At 44.4% G+C, this 20,580-nt stretch carries 1 protein-coding gene and 2 pseudogenes; all 3 read left to right on the top strand.

The features are described from left to right. Positions 1 to 914 precede the first annotated feature (914 nt). Positions 915 to 2,621, top strand: coding sequence for a ShlB/FhaC/HecB family hemolysin secretion/activation protein (locus tag AACX68_RS18575; protein ID WP_339389379.1), 1,707 nt, complete (start codon positions 915 to 917; stop codon positions 2,619 to 2,621). 16 nt (positions 2,622 to 2,637) lie between these two features. Beyond that, positions 2,638 to 17,940 (top strand): annotated as a pseudogene (locus AACX68_RS18580) (two-partner secretion domain-containing protein); the annotation flags it as partial. Between the two features lie 42 nt (positions 17,941 to 17,982). Further along, positions 17,983 to 20,580 (top strand): annotated as a pseudogene (locus AACX68_RS20215) (hemagglutinin repeat-containing protein); the annotation flags it as partial.

The raw sequence follows: 20,580 nt of genomic DNA on the forward strand, positions 1-20,580 counted from the left end.
TCGTGGGCTAGGAGATGTGTTTTATAGAGTTGTTAAAATAGTAGGTATTTTTGTTTTCTTCTACCCTTGTGTAGGAGTTATCTACCTTGTGATGAATATATAAAATATTTCTATATTTTGGCCATATAAAATAGATATTAAAGTATAAAATACCTCCTAATCTCAAATGTAATGCGGAATACATTGTTATAGTTTTCTTTGAGTTACAGGCTCAGATTAAATGATAGGTTCAGTTTAACAAAGTCAAAATAGTATCCATAATAATCAATATGGAAATCACCTTTCTAGAAAATTAATAATAAATACATTACCTTAACTCATAAAGTATTTCCCTTTTATTTTGAGTGAATAAAGATAAATTCATGAATGAAAAATCATCAGTAGTATCATGGAGGAAAAACTTTAGCGATAGAAAAAGGCAATGGTACATTTCGGTATTCCTGATGAGGAATAACAATGGGAACTAACCAAACAAAAATTAATCAGATTGATGGGATATATTCGAATAGATGATAAATGATAGATTAAAAAACCACTATAACTATAATGTGGTATATTTAATTGTTTGCATTTATAAATTGGCAAAATAAAAAATTAAGTATCACTTAATTATTCCAAAATTTATCTTGTGGAATGATGTTTTTATGTTTTATTTTAATTTAGATAGTTCTATGAGTTGGATAAAGGAACTTGGTTTTATCTGTTATCGCTAGGTTTTCCTCTGGTTAAATAATGAAATTATATATTTTTATAGTTAATTCATCTGTGAGTTTTGTTTTATATCAAAAACAGAATGTTATATTGAAAATGGTGCAACTTAATCTATAATATGTCCCCTCTGATTTCCCTTTTAAAATTAAATAACATTTAATATTATTATAGATTCAATTATGGTAAAGGTAACTCCCAGCAATATGCTAATAGGGTTGGCAGGGTGGGCTATTTTTGTCTCTCAGCCAGTGCACGCAGATAACCAATTTTCTATTCACGACCAACAACAAAAAAAACAACAGCAATATCAGCAACAACAGCAACAGGCATTAGAACAACGGCTTGAAGCAAAAGCGCCAACAGTTAGGCTTTTGGATGATACCTCATCTGTTTCTAACCTGAAATTCCCTAAGGAATCTCCTTGTTTTGTTATCCATCAAGTCATGTTATCAGGTCAAGAAGATCTACCTCACTGGTTGCCTCTACAACGTCTGGCAGATCAGGCAAATGGACACTGTTTAGGTTCTCAGGGTATTAATTTATTGATGGGTAATATACAGGATCGATTGGTCAGCCATGGTTGGGTCACCAGTCGAGTATTGGCTCCCCAACAAGATTTGCGTGGAGGTGAACTGAAACTGGTCGTTTTGGCCGGTAAAATCCATCAAATCACTCGAACATCAGAGTCTAATCATTACGCTACTCTGTATACGGCAATTCCTGCCCATGAAGGAAATTTATTTGACCTACGCGATATGGAGCAGGGATTGGAAAACCTTCAGCGTCTCCCAACTGTCCAAGCAAAAATGGAATTAGTGCCCGCAGCTAAGCCGGGCGAAAGTGATATTGTCATTCATCGCCAGCAATCACGTTATTGGCGGGTAGGTTCTTGGGTAGATGATAGTGGTAACAAAAGTACCGGGCGTTATCAGGGCGGGTTGATGCTAGCACTGGATAACCCAACATCTTTGAGCGATTTGTTTTATGTAACGGCCAGTCGTGACCTCGGTTTTGCTGGGAAAAAAAATACTAAAAATTACAGTGTTCATTATTCTGTGCCCTTCGGCTACTGGCAGTTTGGTGTCACGGGTAGTCACTATACCTATGCTCAAACTGTACCGTTATATGGTAGTGGGGATACATTATATCGTGGTGAAGGAAACAGTTTCATTACCCAGCTAAGCCGTGTATTACACCGGAATGCCACATCTAAAACTACTGCAACCTATGAAGTCAGGCTGCGGCAGAGCAAAAATTTTCTCGGTAAAGCCAAAATAGCTCCTCAAGAACGCCATACCACTGATTGGAAGCTGGGGCTGAATCATCGCCATTATCTGGGAACAGCAATACTCGATGCTGGTGTCAGTTATCAGCGTGGTACTCGTTGGTTCGGGGCACAGCCTGCGTTTGAAGAGTGGCGTTCGGGTGATGATCATTCAACTGCACTTACCAAAATTCTCCAATGGTCAGTAGACCTTGAAATACCATTCAGCATAAGTGATCAGTCATTCCGTTATCAGGCGAAATACCTGCGTCAGATGAGTAACACACAGCTGACTTCACAAGATCAGTTCAGTATAGGTAACCGCTGGAATATCAGAGGATTTGACGGGGAGCGCTCTTTAAGTGCTGATCGAGGCTGGTATCTCCGGAACACGCTAGCCTGGAAAGTGCCATTACCCTCACAAGAGCTTTATCTAGGAGGGGACTACGGCGAAGTAGATGGACGAGGTATGGATGGACACCCATTAATTGGTCGGCATCTGGCAGGTGGTGTAGTCGGTATGCGTGGGAATTTGAGTATCGCCAATATTAGCTATGACTTTAGCGTAGGTACTCCGTTTTCCAAGCCAGATGGTTTTAAGACTGGCTATACCAATGTGAATTTTAGCGTGAACTGGAACTATTGATTTAGGTAGTCTGATTATGAACAAACACTTATATCGTATTATTTTTAACAAAGCTCGTCAGATGCTCATGGTGGTGGCAGATATTGCCCAGAGTGGTCAGGGAAATACTGCTCGTCGAACACAAAAATCTAGAACGTTAAGTTCGCGCCTGTTTAGTCTTTCCTCATTGTCGTTTTCACTTTATCTGGCCTCTGGATTGGTTACAGTTTCCGCCCAACAGGACTCTAATATTGTCGCTGATCGCAATGCGCCAGGTAATCAGCAGCCTACTGTGTTGCCAACAGCTAACGGTTTGCCACAAATCAATATTCAAACTCCGAATTCCGAGGGCATTTCACGCAACCAATACAGCCAGTTTGATGTGGGAACGCGGGGAGCTATCCTCAATAACAGTTACAAAAATACTCAGACTCAGTTGGGAGGGATGATAACGGCAAACCCATGGTTGGCAAAAGGAGAGGCTAAAATCATCCTCAATGAGGTAAATAGCGCTAATACCAGCCGATTGGAAGGTTTTCTCGAAGTTGCTGGTGGACGAGCGCATGTCGTGATTGCTAACCCTGCGGGGATAACTTGCAGTGGATGTGGTTTTATCAATGCTTACAAAGCCACGCTGGCCGCGGGACAGGCTATTACTGAAAATGGTCAGTTGAAAGGCTTTAATGTTAACCGAGGACAACTGACGGTAGAGGGTAATGGTATGAATGCACAAAGTGCAGCTTATACCGAATTGATTGCCAACGCTGTTAACATGAATGCCAAATTGTACGCTAATGATCTGAAAGTGGTGACAGGGCAGAATAAAGTCAGTAGTGATATGCAGGTCGTAGCAACCAAGCCTGATGATAATGCGAATAAACCACAGTTTGCGCTGGATGTTGCTGCTATAGGCGGTATGTATGCTAATGCTATTACTCTGCGTGGTACGGAAAAAGGTGTAGGGGTTCGCAATGCAGGCGTAATTGGTGCATTAGCTGGTAATGTAACGATCAGTGCGGAAGGTAAAATTGAAAACAGCGGGATGCTGTACAGCCAAAATGTACTACAAATCTCTAACCATGAAGATGTAGTAAACTCAGGAAAAGTATTGGCAAAAGCGGATCTGATGCTGAATACAGAGCAGGCTCTACATAATAGTGGGACGATTGTCGCTGTTGGGAATACTACTCTGAATGCCGATAACATCAATAGTTCTCCCCAGAGCGCACTGGCAGCGGGTATTGATGCGAATGGAAATGCTACCGGTAATGGTAATCTGGTGTTGAATGGCCGCCATGAAGTAATCGCTAATGGAAAAAATTTGGCGGGCGGAAATTTGCAAATAACCGGCAGCAGAGTTGATTTACAGAATAGCAAAACTTATGCCAAAAATATTTCATTAACAGCCGCACAGTCTGATATAGATACCTCTTATGGGACATTGGTTGCTGAACATGAGCTGGGTCTGGATACTCCGACACAATGGAAAAATAACGGTGGCAAACTGTCAGGAGAGACACTGAATCTGAAAGCGCCTGTTCTGGGAAATAAGAAAGGAACTATCCGGCAAACAGGAAATACTTCTCTGCAACTGACACAAAAGACTTTGGATAATACTGAAGGAGAGTTGCTGAGCGCTGGTGATCTGAATATGGCAGTGGGATCACTGAATAATCAGCAAGGTAAGATTATCACTAATGCACAGGCAATATTGACAACAGGTGATATCAATAACCAGGAAGGCAGAATTGCCGCGAGTAGAGGGCTAAAAGTAAGTAGCCAAGCACTAGATAACACTGCCGGTGAGTTACTGTCTGCTACCGCTCTGACCGTAGATACGCAGAATCAGAGGTTGATTAACCAACAGGGAACGATTGCCTCCAACAGAAAAACCATACTGACAACCGGTGAGATCAATAATACGCAAGGTCAAATTTCTGGTAACGAAGGGCTGGAAATCACCAGTCAGATGCTGGATAACACAGCAGGTAAATTGCAATCGTTAGCGGATGTGACCGTGAATACGCAGGGTCAAAAACTGACGAATAACTTCATTGAGATTATTGGCGAAAATGAAGGAAAACCTACTGTCTCGTTTCAAGGCGGTCAAATTGTTAGTAACCAAACATTGACCCTCCACACAGGTGAATTAGATAACGAAAAAGGTCAAATTGTTGCCAAAGAAGGAGTAACAATCACAAGTGCGGTATCTGATAACTCCAAGGAAAAATTGCAGTCTACAGTAGTTCATAATGCTGGCGAGATTAGTGCTCAAGCGGGTGATGTCATACTTAATGTAGACGGTAAAATTGAAAATAGTGGAACAATTACCGCGATGGGGCATACCACATTAAATGCGGACAGAATCAAGAGTACGAACCAAGGCACGCTAGCCGCAGGTATTGATACTGATGGAAAAGCCACAGGTACTGGCAATCTGGTCTTGAATGGTCATCATGAAGTAATAGCTAACGGAAAAAATCTGGCTGGCGGAGATTTGCAAGTAGCCGGCGATAGGATCGATTTACAACAAAGTAAAACTTACGCTACCAATATCACGCTGACGGCTACACAGGCTGATGTGGATACCTCTCATGGAACATTAGTTGCCAAACACGAGCTGAATCTGGACGCGCCGATACAATGGAAAAATAACGGCGGCAAATTATCCGGGGAGGTACTGAGTCTAAAAGCACCTGTTTTGGAAAATCAGGAAGGGATTATCCAGCAAACTGGCAACACTACACTGCAACTGACTCATGATATTCTGGATAATACCGGAGGAACATTACTAAATGGTAATGATCTGAACATGGCAGTGGGAGAACTAAAGAATCAGAAAGGTAAGATTGCCACCAATGCTCAACTAACGTTAACAACAGGCAATATCAATAACAAAGAAGGTGAAATTATCGGTGGCCGTGGGCTGAAAGTAAGCAGTCAGGTACTGGATAATACCGAAGGTAGGTTACAGTCTGCGGCTGAACTGACTGTAGATACGCAGGGGCAAAAACTCACTAACCAACGAGGTGTAATTACTTCTAATAGTAAAACTACACTGACAACTGGTGAGATCAATAACACGCAAGGTCAAATTACTGGTGATAAAGGATTGGAAATTACCAGTCAGCGGTTGGATAGTACTGGAGGAAAATTACTGTCGGCCACTGATCTGACCGTAGACACCCAAGGGCAGATACTCACCAACCAAAAAGGTGTCATTGCGTCCAATAGTAAAACTACGTTGACAACGGGTGTCATTGATAACACTAAAGGCCAAATTGCTGGCAATAAAGGACTGACAATCACCAGCCAGATGCTGGATAACACGGCCGGAAAATTACAGTCTGTGGCTGATCTTACCGTAGATACGCAGGGACAACAGTTAATTAATGCTGAGAAAGGTGTGATCGCCTCTAATGATAAAATCACACTAAAAACCGGTGAGATCAATAATACGCAAGGCCAAATTACCGGTGATAAAGGGCTGGAAATCATCAGTCAGGCTCTGGACAGCACAGAGGGGGCATTACTGTCAGCCGCTGATCTGATGGTGGATACCCAAGGGCAAACACTCACAAACCAACAAGGTATTATTGCTTCTAACAGCAAAGTGGCATTGACAACCGGCGATATTAACAATACGCAAGGTCAAATTTCGGCTAATGAGGGGCTGAAGATCACCGGCCTGGCGCTGGATAATACCACCGGAAAATTGCTGTCAGCGGCTGATTTGACTGTAGATACGCAGGAACAACAGTTGATTAATGCCGAGAAAGGCCTGATTGCCTCTGATGCCAAAACCACGCTGACAACGGGAAATATCAACAATACCGAAGGCCAAGTCGCCGGCAATCAAGGACTAGCGATCACCAGCCTGGCATTGAATAACACTGCTGGCAAATTGCAGTCTGCGGCGGAATTGACGGTCAATACGCAGGAACAGAAATTTACTAACCAACAAGGCATCATTGCATCCAATGCTAAAACCACGTTGACAACGGGGGAAATCGATAATCTCCGGGGTGAGATTTTTGGCGATAAAGGACTGGAAATCGCCAGTCAGGCGCTGGACAGCACGGAAGGGAAATTACAATCAGCCGCCGGTCTGACCGTGGATACGCAAGGGCAAACACTCACTAATAAACAAGGAGTGGTTGTCTCCAACAGCAAAGTGACACTGACCACCGGCGATATCAACAATACGCAAGGTCAAATTTCGGCTAATGAGGGGCTGAAGATCACCGGCCTGGCGCTGGATAATACCACCGGAAAATTGCTGTCAGCGGCTGATTTGACTGTAGATACGCAGGAACAACAGTTGATTAATGCCGAGAAAGGCCTGATTGCCTCTGATGCCAAAACCACGCTGACAACGGGAAATATCAACAATACCGAAGGCCAAGTCGCCGGCAATCAAGGACTAGCGATCACCAGCCTGGCATTGAATAACACTGCTGGCAAATTGCAGTCTGCGGCGGAATTGACGGTCAATACGCAGGAACAGAAATTTACTAACCAACAAGGCATCATTGCATCCAATGCTAAAACCACGTTGACAACGGGGGAAATCGATAATCTCCGGGGTGAGATTTTTGGCGATAAAGGACTGGAAATCGCCAGTCAGGCGCTGGACAGCACGGAAGGGAAATTACAATCAGCCGCTGACCTGACCGTGGATACGCAAGGGCAAACACTTACCAACCAACAAGGGCTGATTGTCTCCAACAGCAAAGTGACACTGACCACCGGTGATATCGACAATACGCAGGGTCAAATTTCGGGTCATGAGGGATTAACGATCACCAGCCAGGCGCTGGATAACACCGCCGGAAAATTGCTGTCGGCGGCTGATCTGACGGTAGATACGCAGGGACAACAGCTGATAAATGCCGAGAAAGGCCTGATTGCCTCCGATGCCAAAACCACGCTGACAACGGGGAATATTAACAATACCGAAGGCCAAGTCGCCGGCAATCAAGGACTGGCGATCACCAGCCTGGCATTGAATAACGCTGCTGGCAAATTGCAGTCTGCAGCGGAGTTGACGGTTAATACGCAGGATCGTGCTCTGGTTAACCAACAAGGTGTGATTGCGTCCAACAGCAAAATTACACTAAAAACTGGCGAGATCAATAATACGCAGGGTCAAATTACCGGTGATAAAGGGCTGGAAATCACCAGTCAGGCGCTGGATAACACTGAAGGGAAATTACTGTCTGCTGCCGATCTAACCGTGGATACCCAAGGGCACACACTTACCAATCAACAAGGGAAGATTGTCTCTGATAGTAAAGCTACATTGACAACTGGCGACATCAATAATAGACAAGGCCACATTTCGGGTAACGAAGAACTGAAAATCACTAGTCAGGCGTTGGACAGTACAAAGGGAAAATTATTGTCGGCCGCTGATGTGAGCGTAGACACACAAGGACAACAGCTGATTAATGCTGAGCAAGGTCTGATTGCATCCGATGGAAAAATCACGCTGACAACTGGAGATATCAATAATACCGAAGGACAAATCGCCGGCAATAAAGGGCTGGTAATCACCAGCTTGGCATTAAATAACACCGCCGGTAAATTACAGTCGGCGGCGGAGTTAACTGTCAATACGCAGGATAAGGAGCTGATTAACCAGCAAGGCATCATTGCATCCAATGCTAAAACCACGTTGATAGCGGGAGAAATCGACAATATTCGGGGCGAAATTTTTGGTAATAAAGGACTGGAAATCACCAGTCAGGCGTTGGACAGCACGGAAGGAAAATTACAGTCTGCCGCCGATCTGACTGTAGATACGAAAGGACAAAAATTTAATAACCAACAAGGGATGATTGCTTCCAATAGGACGGTCACGCTGACAACCGGCGATCTTAATAATATCAACGGTCAAATTTCGGGTAATGAGGAACTGAAGATCACCAGTCAGGTGCTGGATAATACCACCGGCAAATTGCTGTCAGCAGCTGATTTGACCGTAGATACGCAGGGGAAACAGCTGATTAATGTTGATAAAGGCCTGATTGCCTCCGAAGCTAAAGCCACGCTGGTAACGGGAGATATCAATAATACCGAAGGCCAAATCGCCGGTAATCAGGGATTAACGATTACCAGTCAGACATTGAATAACACCGATGGTAAATTGCAGTCTGCGGAGGAGTTGACGGTCAATACGCAGGGGCAGAAACTCACCAACCAGCAAGGCATCATTGCATCCAATGCTAAAACCACGTTGACAGCGGGGGAACTGGATAATATCCGGGGTGAAATTTTAGGTGATAAAGGATTGGCAATCAGCAGTCATATGCTGGATAACACAGAAGGAAAATTGTTGTCTGCCGCCAGTCTGACCGTAAATACGCAAGATCAGTCGTTGGTTAACCAACGAGGAATGATTGCCTCCAACAGCCAAACCACACTGACAACCGGTGAGATCAATAATGCGCAAGGTCAAATTTCGGGTAACGAAGGACTGAAAATCACCAGTCAGGCGCTGGATAGCACGGAAGGGAAATTACTATCAGCGGCTGATCTGACCGTGGATACGCAAGGACAAAAACTCACCAATCAACACGGGGGTATTGTCTCTGATGGCAAAACGACACTGACCACCGGTGACATCAACAATACGCAAGGACAAATTTCGGGCCATGAAGGACTGATGATCACCAGTCAGGCACTGAATAGCACCACCGGAAAATTGCTGTCAGCCATGGATCTGACCGTAAATACGCAGGGACAGCAGCTAATAAATGCCGAGAAAGGCCTGATTGCATCTGATGGTAAAACTACGTTGACAACCGGATATATTAACAATACTGGAGGGCAAATTGCTGGCAATCAGGGACTGACGATCACCAGCCAGGCGTTGAATAACACAGGAGGAAAATTACAATCTACCGCTGATCTGACGGTAGATACGAAAGGGCAAAAGCTTACTAATCAGAAAGGCATCATTGCATCCAATGCTAAGACCACGCTGACAGCGGGGGAAATCGACAATATCCGGGGTGAAGTTTTAGGTGATAAAGGACTGGAAATCACCAGTCAGGCACTGGACAGTGCGGAAGGGTCATTACTGTCTGCCGCCGATCTGACGGTAGATACGCAAGGACAAACGCTCACCAATAAACAAGGGGTGATAGTATCCAACAGCAAGGCCACACTGACCACCGGTGATATCAATAATATCAACGGTCAAATTTCGGGTAACGAAGGGCTGACGATCACCAGTCAGGCGCTGGATAATGCCACCGGGAAATTGCTGTCAGCGGCTGATTTGACCGTAGATACGCAGGGGGAACGGTTGAGTAATGCGGAGAAAGGCCTGATTGCATCCGATGCCAAAACTATGCTGATAACCGGTGATATCAACAATACTGAAGGTCAAATTGCTGGTAATAACGGATTGAAGATCACCAGTCAGTCACTGAATAACACCGCGGGTAAATTACAGTCTGCGGCGGAGTTAATGGTAAATACACAGGATCAGGAGCTGATTAACCAGCGGGGTATCATTACGTCCAATAGTAAAACCATACTGAAAACAGGTGATATCAATAATACGCAAGGTCAGATCAGTGGCAATGAAGGTGTGGTAATTACCAGTGATGCACTGAATAATACTGAAGGTAAATTACAATCTGCGGCGGAGTTGACGGTCAATACGCAGGAGCAGACACTTACCAACCAGAAAGGCATCATTGCATCCAACGCTAAGAGCACGCTGACAGCGGGGGAAATCGACAATATCCGGGGTGAGATTTTTGGTGATAAAGGACTGGAAATCACCAGCCAGGCATTGAATAACATCGAAGGTAAATTGCAGTCTGCAGCGGAATTGACGGTCAATACGCAGGAGCAGAAACTCACCAATCAGCAAGGCATCATTGCATCCAACGCCAAGACCACGTTGACAACGGGGGAAATCGACAATATTCGGGGTGAGATTTTTGGTGATAAAGGACTGGAAATCACCAGTCAGGCGTTAGACAGCACGGAAGGAAAATTACAATCTGCCGCCGATCTGACCCTAGATACGAAAGGACAAAAATTTAATAACCAACAAGGGGTAATTGCCTCTAATAGTACCGTCATACTGACAACCGGCGATATCAAGAATATTAACGGCCAAATTTCGGGTAATGAGGGGCTGAAGATCACTAGCCAAGCGCTGGATAACACCACCGGAAAATTGCTGTCAGCGGATGACTTGACCGTGGATACGCAGGGACAGCAGCTGATTAATGCTGATAAAGGTCTGATTGTCTCCGATGCTAAAACCACGCTGACAACGGGAGATATCAATAATACCGAAGGCCAAATCGCGGGTAACCAGGGGTTAACGATTACCAGTCAGACGCTGAATAACACTGCTGGAAAATTACAGTCTGTAGCAGAGTTGACGGTCAATACGCAGGGGCAGAAACTCACCAACCAGCAAGGCGTCATTTCATCCAATGCTAAAACCACGTTGAAAGCGGGGGAACTGGACAATATCAGGGGTGAAATTTTAGGTGATAAAGGATTGGCAATCAGCAGTCATATGCTGGATAACACGGAAGGAAAACTGTTGTCTGCCGCTGACTTGATCGTGAATACGCAAGATCAGTCGCTGGTTAACCAACGGGGAATGATTGCCTCCAACAGCCAAACCACACTGACAACCGGTGAGATTAATAATACGCAAGGTCAAATTTCGGGTAACAAAGGACTGAAAATCACCAGTCAGGCGGTGGATAGCACGGAAGGGAAATTACTGTCAGCGGCTGATCTGACCGTGGATACGCAAGGACAAAAACTCACCAATCAGCAAGGCACCATCGCATCCAACGCTAAGGCCACGCTGACAACGGGTGATATCAATAATAGTAACGGTCAAATTTCGAGTAATGAAGGACTGGCGATCACCAGCCAGGCGCTGGATAACACCACGGGAAAATTGCTGTCAGCCGCGGATCTGACCGTAGATACGCAGGGGAATCGGTTGAGTAATGCGGAGAAAGGCCTGATTGCCTCCGATGGCAAAACCACGTTGACAACGGGAGATATCAACAATACTGGAGGTCAAATTGCTGGCAATCAGGGACTGACGATCACCAGTCAGGTGTTGGATAATACGAGAGGAAAATTACAATCTACCGTCGATCTGATGGTGGATACGAAAGGGCAAAAGCTCACTAATCAGCAAGGTGTAATCTCATCCAACGCGAAGATCACGTTGACAACCGGAGAAATCGACAATATCCAGGGTGAAGTTTTAGGTGATAAAGGGCTGGAAATCACCAGTCAGGCACTGGATAGCACGAAAGGGAAATTACTGTCTGCCGCCGATCTGACCGTAGATACGCAAGGAGAAAAGCTCACCAATCAGCAAGGCACCATCGCATCCAACGCTAAGGCCACGCTGACAACGGGTGATATCAATAATAGTAACGGTCAAATTTCGAGTAATGAAGGACTGGCGATCACCAGTCAGGCACTGGATAATACCACGGGAAAATTGCTGTCAGTGGCTGATTTGACCGTAGATACGCAGGGGAAACGGTTGAGTAATGCGCAGAAAGGCCTGATTGCGTCCAACAGCCAAACCACACTGACAACCGGCGAGATCAATAATACGCAAGGTCAAATTGCCGGTGATAAAGGACTGGAGATTACCAGCCAAGCATTGAATAACACCGAAGGTAAATTGCAATCTGCTGCAGAGTTAGCAGTCAATACACAAGAACAAAAACTCACCAACCAACAAGGCATCATTGCATCCAACGCTAAGATCACGTTGACAACCGGAGAGATCGATAATAACCGAGGTGAGATTTTTGGTGATAAAGGGTTGAAAATTACCAGCCAGGCGCTGGATAACACCGAAGGAAAATTATTGTCAGCTGACGATCTGACCGTAAATACACAAGATAATGTATTGATTAATAAGCAAGGTGAGATTGCCGCTAATGCTAAAACCATGCTGACAACTGGTGAAATTAATAATACGAAAGGTCATATCGCAGGTAATGAAGGACTGATGATCACCAGTCAGGCGCTGGATAATACTACTGGCCAACTGCTTTCTGCTATAGATATCAATACTGATACTCAAGGCAAGAAATTTACTAATAAGCAAGGCAAATTAGCTGCAGAGGGAACAGTCACATTACACAGTGGTGACTTGGATAACCAACAGGGGATTATCATTGCAAACGCTCAAGCTAAATTAGAAACAGGTGACCTTGATAATACAAAAGGTCAGATAGCGGGTAATGATGGTGTCAAACTACACAGTAAAACGCTGAACAACACAGAAGGTAAATTACAATCCTCAGCGGATCTGAGGGTAGATACTCAAGGGCAGCTACTCACCAATAAGCAGGGGTTATTGGCTGCTGATGGTAAGACAACTTTACATACAGGTACAGTAGATAACCAAAAAGGGAAGATTCAGGGCGGAACCGAGCTGACTATTAATACTGGTACTCAATCGTTCGACAATCAGCAAGGAGAACTCCTCTCGCTGGGCACGACAGATATCAAAACTCGTTTGCTAAATAACCAGCAAGGCCAGATACAATCGGTGGGTGATATGTCACTGATTGTGACTGAGCAAATCGACAACAGAGATGGGCTTATCCGTGGTGGAAAAGTATTGTCCACCAGTACAGATACCCTTATCAATGGTGTTACCCTGAACAAAGAAGATAAAGGCATAGAAGCGAACAGTCTGTTTTTAACAGCAACGGAACTCAACAATAAAGCAGGTGCAATTCGGTCGACTTCTGAACAGACATTGCATATTCAAAATTCAGTCGATAATAGTCAAGGGCTTATCAGTAGTATTAATAGCCTGACGATGACAGATGAAAATAAAAATTCACTCACAATTAATAACATTGATGGAACGTTGATTGCAGGCAAACAAGCGCAGATAAACGCAAGAAGCTTGAGTGGAGATGGGGACGTCTTGTCACAAGGTGATATGGATATCAGCTTAAATAAGGCTTTCACCAATGGAAAAACGATAGCTGCTAATGGCAACCTGAACCTACGTTCAGCGATGGGCGTAACCAACAAACACCAGATTCTGTCTGGTAATACTCTAAAAATAGAAGCGCCACAGGTCAACAATACTGAAACAGCAGAAATCAGTGCGGTTAATACCCATATTAAGGCAGAAAACCTACAGAATCGTGGCTTGATCGATGGCGTACTCACTCATATTGAAACCTCAGCAATGACTAACCAAGGCACAGGACGTATTTACGGCGATCATGTGGCAATAAAAGCCGAGACGTTGAAAAACTTGAAAGAGCAAGGTAAAAGCGCTGTTATTGCCGCTCGTGATCGATTGGATATCGGTGTCGATGACAAGCTATTAAATCAGGATCACGCTTTGCTTTACAGTTCAGGTGATATGAAAATCGGCAGCCGTCTGGATGAGAACTATCATGCGATAGGGCAAGCGGGAAGGGTGAATAATTACAGTGCGAATATTGAAGCGGGCGATAATCTATTTATCAAAACAGCTTTGCTGGAGAACAAAGATATTCATCTGAAGCTGACGGATAAACCAGTGGAAGTTTCCCGTGAGTACCGCCATCAGTTTCAGGTTTCGGGATCTAGTCCTATCTATGATGCGACTGATGAACGTATTACAGCCAGAGTTAACGAACGTGAACATAAATTATCGACACCAGAGGGTTTTTATAAAAATTTTTATGAGTACAAATATGATCATGTAACTTCTGAGACTCAAGTGTTGAATAAAGATCCGGCCACCATGATCGCAGGGAAAAATCTGACTTTATTAGGATATCAACATGTCAATGAAAATAGCCGTATTGTAGCAGGTGGTGATTTACTTGCTTCAGTAAACAAACTGGACAATCTTGAAGCTACAGGGCAGCGTGTATTAACAGATGTGGGTACCAGCACTAAACATACAAAACCCCCCAAAAGAAGAGGGTTCAAAAGAAAGCCCCAAAAAAGTGGTGTTAGTACATCAGATTATGGGCCCTTTGAAACCATTACCACATTACCGTTGCATCTGATGGAATATCAGTCTAATACTAACGGTACTGGCATCGGTAGTTCACCTGATGCTCGTCAGACTCTAACATTAGCTGATAACCCAATAGAAATGAGTCACATTGCTATACAGGGTGAAAACTTAAACGTAGATATATCGAATTCGTCAGTCGTAATAAAAACAACGGATACGGCAAACACATCAGAACCGATGAAAGTAGTAGATACAGCAAATACGCTAGAATCGGTGAAATTGGCTGATGTGGCAAACACATTAGAACCAGTGAAAGTGCTGGATGCAACAAACGTATTAGAGTCACTGAAAGTGATGAATACGGCAAACTCACTAGAACCAGTGAAAATAACGGATGCAACAAATACGTTAGAATCGGTGAAAGTAGCTGATGCAATAAATACGTTGGAATCAGTGAAAGTGGATGATGTGGCTAACACATTAGAATCCGTGAAAGTGGCGGATACGACAAACGTATTAGAATCGACGAAAATAGCAGATGCAACAAATACGTTGGAGTCGGTGAAATTGGCTGATGTGGCAAACACATTAGAATCGGTGAAAGTGGCCGATGCGACAAACGTATTAGAATCCGTGAAAGTAGCGGATACGGCGAACGTACTAGAACCGGTGAAAGTAGTGGATGCAACAAACGCACTAGAATCGATGAAAGTGGCAGATGGAGCAAATGCATCAGAACCTGTCAAAGTGCCTGATGTGACAAATGCATTAGAACCGGTGAAAGTAGCTGATGTGACAAATACATTAGAGCCAGTGAAAATGACGGATTCATCAAATCAGTTAGATCTGATAAAACCGGCAGACTTACCTAATCAGATAGAACTAGATAGTCCAAACAAAATACAGGTAGTACCTGTTCAGAATGTACGCCCTGGACAAGAATCAGTCATTCGTCGTATTCATGTAGACATCAATTTACCGGATAACAGTTTATTTACCATAAATCTTGAGAATTCTAATACTCCCTTAGTCGAAACTGATCGCCGTTTTACTGATCATAAGAAGTGGTTAAGTACGGATTATATGCAGAAGCAGTGGGACAACAACCCTAGTAACATGCATAAACGTCTGGGTGATGGTTTCTATGAGCAGCGCCTAATACGTGACCAAATAGTACAGTTGACGGGGCATCGCTATCTTGACAATCACAGTAATGATGAAGAGCAGTTTAAAGCGCTGATGAATTCAGGTGTAACCTTTGGCAAGCGTTACGGACTGACACCGGGTGTTACTCTGACATCTTCACAAATGGCGTTATTGACAACCGATATAGTTTGGTTGGAAAACCGTCAGGTTACCTTACCGAATGGCTCGGTACAGACAGTAATGGTACCGCAGGTCTATGCGCGAGTGAAACAGGATGAATTGACTGGTGGTGGAGCATTACTGACTGGACAACGAGTACTGGCAAATGCTTTGCAGGATATTACTAATAGCGGACAGATTTCTGGAAGGGAGATCACTCAGCTCACCGCTGAAAACGTGCAAAACAAGGGAGAAATCAGAGGTAATAAGGTAGTGGTACAAGCGCGTGCAGATATTAATAATCTGGGCGGAAAAATCCGAGGGAATGACAGTGTGACGCTGTTGGCTGGTAATAATCTGACCAGCGCGACAACCGTAGGTAGTCAGGGTACTGACCAGTGGGTTGACCGTACTGCCGGTATCTATGTTACCAATGATCAGGGTGAATTGGCTCTATATGCAAACAATAACCTCACCCTGACTGCCAGTGAAATTGTCAATAAGGGTAAACATGGGACAACAACACTGAGTGCTGGTAATGACCTGCGTATCAATACTGTTACAACGGAAACAACCCGTAATCATGACTGGGACAGCAAAAATTACCTGCACCAGTATGAAAAAACTGATATCGGCAGCACATTGGACAGTGAAGGTTCTATGCAACTATTGGCCGGCAATGATCTGAAAGTGAAAGCAGCTGAAGTTGTTGCAGGTGGTGATTTACACGTTCAGGCAGGGAGAGATATGACACTGGAGTCCGGTGAAATGCAACGTTCACTGACGGAACACCATTATCGTCAAGATAAGAGTCTCTTCTCCTCCGAATCAACGGAAACTCACGATGAAGTTCACCAGCGCCAAGCATTGAGCACGACACTGAGTGGAAATAAGGTGATCGTGAAGTCAGGGCAAGATTTGCATGTCAAAGGCAGCAATATTGCTGGCACAGAGGATGTTGCATTGGTGGTTGGCCGGGATGTGCATGTGACGACTGCCGTAGAATCGTTTACTGAACAGCATGTGAAGCAAGAGAAAAAATCCGGTCTGATGGGGTCTGGTGGTGTTGGCTTTATGGTTGGTAAAACCAGCCAGAAGAGTACCTCAGAAGATGATGGCATGAGCGAAAAAGGCAGCTTAATTGGTAGCAGCCAAGGTAACCTTACTGTTAATGCAGGACGAGAAGCTAAAGTACGCGGCAGTGAACTGATTGCTGGTCAGGATCTGACAATTAGTGGCAGCAATGTACAGATTGAAGCTGGGCGTAATAAACTGACCAGAGATGAGATTTTCGAACAAAAAAGTAAAGGATTGAGTGTCTCTTTTGGCGGATCTCAAGGTAGCCTAGCGGTTGCTGCTCAAACCATGTCGCAACAGGATAAACAAGGTGATAATAGTCGGGTCTCTGCATTATATGATATTAAGTCTGCCCTGAGTGTAACTCAGGCTGCACATGATAAAGCAGAAGAAAATCTTCTTGAAGGTAAAGATCCCGTAATGCCGTCACTTTCTTTCCAGACTACATTAGGCAAACAAAAAAGTTTATCCAGTATTCATAAAGAATCGGATGTAACTGTCGGCTCGATCCTTAATGCAGGTAATAACTTATCTATTACAGCCACCGGTCAGGGAGAAGGTGCAGAAGCCGGTAATTTGGTTGTGGTAGGTAGCCAGCTTAAAGCCGGTGAAAATACTATTTTGCAGGCTGAAAAAGATATTTCTTTGGCAGGGACTGCTAATACTCACCGGACTGATAAAGAAGATAGCAGCAGTGGCAAGCAACTCGGCGCTAGTGTCAATCTTGGATTGAGCGGTGTTGCTATGGCAAATGTTGATTATAAGGCTAACCGCAGTAAAGGTTTTGAAAAAGATAATGGAACGACATGGACAGAAACAACAGTAGAGAGTGGTAAGACCATTACTCTTAATAGTGGACAGGATACAACTCTGGCAGGCACACATGTAAATGGTGAAACGCTTAAAATTGAGACTGGGCGTGATTTCCTCCTTACCTATCAGCAAAATAGTACTTCTCACGAAGCCAAGTTAACGGAGAGCTCTGTTAACAGTAATAAGGTGTCAAAAAATAAGGCGACAACTTATGATAAAAATGATCAGCAGACTGCGAAATCCAGCACTCTGAGTGGCGATCAAATAGAAATACAGGCAGGTCGAGATATTGGTGTGCAAGGAAGTAATATTGCCGGTACCCATGATGTTACGTTGGCTGCTAACCGCGATGTGATTATTACCACTGTGGATGAATCCCAGCATTCTGTTCATACGAATGAAGAGAAAAAGTTAGGTCGGATAAAATCCAGCGGCGTTAGTGTGATGGTTGGTCAGAGTAAGGACAAAGGAACTGTTGATGGTGATGCTAATAGCGAAAAAGGCAGTGTGATTGGCAGTAGTGACGGTAACCTGAGAGTAACTGCAGGTCGCGATCTTTCGGTACATGGTAGTGAACTCATTTCAGGCGGAAATATGGATCTGAAAGGACAGGAGGTCAGTATTACCGCCAGCGAAAGCCAGCTCAACCAATCACAATCTGCAGAGCAGAGGAAGACAGGGATAAAAGCTGCATTATCTGGTGCTGTAGGCAGTGCTATCAACACCGCCGTAGAAACAGCTCAGCAGTTCAATGAGGAGAAAGAACAAGATAGCCGTCTGGCTGCACTTAAGGGCACTAAGGTCGCATTAAGCGGCGTACAAGCTGTACAGGCAGCACGTCTTGCTTCAGAACAGAGCAATGATCCGTCGCAGGACAGTGCGTTTGGTGTCAAAGTTTCTCTGGAAACTCAATCTTCCAAATCCACGCAAAAACTACAGCAAAATTTTGCTCAGGGTAGCAATCTGACGGCGGGAGAAAATCTTTCCATTACAGCAACAGGTGCCGGTAAAAAAGGAGAAGATGGTGATATCACCATTCAGGGTGGACAGCTACAAGCGGGTAAAGATATCAACCTATCTGCTAACCGGGATGTAAATCTTGTCTCTGCTGAAAACAGCCAATTGCAGGATAGTAAGAATAAAAGTAGTGGTGGTAGCGTGGGCGTTGGTGTAGTTTTCGGTGGTTCTACCGGTATTCAAATCTCAGCAAGTGCTAATAAAGGCAGGGGTTTTGAAAAAGGGACAGGAACTAATTATATCGAAACCACACTCAATGCCGGTAACACGGTTAATCTTCATAGTGATCGGGATACAAATCTGACAGGAGCACAGATAACGGGTGAAACTGTTAAGGCAGATGTTGGACGCAATCTGACCATGCAAAGCCAGCAGGATAGCGATCGTTATGATGCTAAACAGGTTAACGCAAGTGCTTCGGGAAGCTTCACTTACGGCACAATGTCGGGTTCAGGCAGTGTCAACGCCAGCCGTGAGAAAATGCGCAGTAATTATGATTCAGTGCAGGAGCAGACGGGTATTTTTGCGGGCAAAGGCGGTTTTGACGTTAAAGTGAGTGAGCATACCCAGCTAGATGGGGCTGTGATTGGCAGTACCGCGACTGCAGATAAAAACCGTCTGGAAACAGGTACTCTTGGTTTCAGCGATATTGAAAATAAAGCGGAATATAAGGTTGAGCACCAGAGCGCGGGCTTTAGCGCTAGTGGTAATTTAGCCAGCAATGCGCAGAAAAATCCGTTAGGAGCATCGAATGGTAATCCTGTTAGTAGTGGTAACGATGGAACACTAAAAAATATGGCAATGGGAATGCCTGTTGGTGGTAGCCGTGAAGGGCATGCTAATTCGACTACTCATGCAGCGATCAGCGAAGGAGTGGTTATTGTTCGTGATACAGAAAATCAGAAGCAGGATATTGCTGATCTAAGTCGTGATGTAGAACATGCAAACCAGACACTCAGCCCAATCTTTAACAAAGAGAAGGAGCAAAAACGTATCCAGCAAAGCCGTCTGATTGGTGAAATTAGCAATCAAGCCATAGACATTGCGCGAACAGAAGGTAACATTCGTGCGATTCAGGCAGGTAAGGAAGAACTGGCCAAGAATGGAAATCCTGAACCAGCTGAAGGGACATCAGAAAAAGAACGGACTGGTTATTATGCTAAGCTACGTGAAACTAAGGCTTATAAAGATGAGCAGAAGAAATGGGGCACTGGTAGTAATTTGAATAAAGCCATGATGGCTGCCACTGCTGCAATACAAGGATTGGCCGGTGGTGATTTAACAGCAGCAATCGCGGGAGGTGCTGCACCTTATCTGGCTGAAGTAATTAAAGATAAGACGACTGATCCGAAAACCAAAGAAGTCAATAAAACTGCCAATGCTATGGCTCATGCAGTTTTGGGGGCAGTACTGGCAAAAGCTAATGGTGGAGATTCATTAGCAGGTGGTACGGGTGCAGCGGTTGGTGAACTCATGGCCCCAATCATTGCCGAACAGCTTTATGGTGTTAAAACACCAGAAGAGCTCAATCAATTAGATGAAGAAAAACGGCAGACAATCAGTGCATTATCTACATTGGCTGGTGGATTGACAGCAGGATTGGCAACAGATTCTACGGCAGGTGGGATTGATGGGGCACAGAGTGCGAAAAATGCGGTGGAGAATAACTTTTTGGCGCCAACTAAGAGCGATGCTTTGGGTAAGGCACTGGATGATCAAAAGGCAGGTAAAAACCTGGTACAAGCCTCAAAAGATATCGTCAGGCTG

This window comes from Xenorhabdus sp. PB61.4 (assembly GCF_963894935.1).
Lineage (GTDB): Bacteria > Pseudomonadota > Gammaproteobacteria > Enterobacterales > Enterobacteriaceae > Xenorhabdus > Xenorhabdus stockiae.